Origin of the sequence: Sphingobium sp. D43FB (genome assembly GCF_002312805.1) — a bacterium.
Lineage (GTDB): Bacteria > Pseudomonadota > Alphaproteobacteria > Sphingomonadales > Sphingomonadaceae > Sphingobium.
The window spans coordinates 1-1,204 of record NZ_NMUA01000131.1 but is presented as its reverse complement, the minus strand read 5'-3'; the positions used below and the strand labels follow the sequence as shown (position 1 = coordinate 1,204).

At 55.5% G+C, this 1,204-nt stretch carries 1 protein-coding gene; it reads right to left on the bottom strand.

All coding sequences use genetic code 11. The annotated features are described in order from the left end of the window. Positions 1–8 precede the first annotated feature (8 nt). The coding region (locus SxD43FB_RS23620; protein WP_096064162.1) for an IS4 family transposase at positions 9–1,204 on the bottom strand (1,196 nt) is incomplete at its 5' end.

Here is a 1,204-nt window from a genome sequence, read left to right as displayed (position 1 = left end):
GCTTGCTCTTACCCACAAGTGCCTGCTGGGTGCCTCGAGATTCGAGCTCCCTCAACGAGATCGGCGAGTCGCGTCATTCCTCTCCATATGACGGTCGTGCCGGGTGGTGGGTCAGACGCGCGGTCCAGGTAGCCTCCGAGCCTTGCGACGGCTCTGACATAGAATGCGAGGTTGCGGGATGGAGCGCGTCTCAACTTTGGCGTCGAGCTATCGAGAAGGTTGCGCTCCGTTTCGGTGAAGACGGCAGCAGGCGTGGCCTCTGGAGCCTCACGAGCCAAGATCGTCAGCCATGACACGCGCCAGGCAACGACGCAGCACAAGGCGATACAATTGGCCAAGCGGTTGATCGTAGTCAGGCGAAGTTCTTCGATCCGGCACCCGGTTTTCAGGGTCCGGAAGAATGTCTCGATCTTCCAGCGCTTGGAGTACCAGTCAAGCTTATGCACGGCATCGGCGTGGTTTTTGACAGGCAAATTAGTTATAAGCTTCCAGTGAATCCGTTCGCGATCTTCCGGCGGATTGAGTTCTTCGGCATGGATGATCTGAAGCTCTTGGTTTATGTATTTCTTCTGTTTTCCGATTGGAGGCCGGACCGTCATTGTTGCATATCGTATCGATAGTACTGCCCGCTGCTCCTTGCCTTTCGCATCGCGGAATTGGATCTCGTGGGTCCCGCTGCACGGCGTCCTTTCCATAACTTGGGCGATGGTCGTCTTGCCATCTTGAGCCAGGCGGTCGACGCAGCTGCGCACGAGGAATTTGGTACCGATCTCTTCAGCCAAGCAATAAAGCTCGTAAATGTCGCTTTCGCGGTCTCCGATATGTACACATCGCCCCGGCTCTCCAGCCAATTCGGTAGACCGGCGCAAATTATCAAGCCAACGGATACTTTCCTTTTGATCGATGGGAATTCGGGTCAAATTGACCCTGCGCTTGAGCTCTGCAGTTCCCTTGAACTTGGAGCGTGACCAGAATTTCGCCGCCGTGAGACCCAACGGCAGTCCATCTGGCGTAATCGCAAGGCTGACATGCATCAGAAGGCCGCAGATCGTGAACTTCTGGAACCGGCCATCCTTCAACTTGCGACCAGTCGAGCTTTTCGTAAATCCGATCTTATCCGGATCCGCGCGCTTGAAATTGAATTCGGTGGTGTCCTGCAAGATGAGGATCGGACCTTCGGTTGCCTGAATGCGCAAGGCGGATG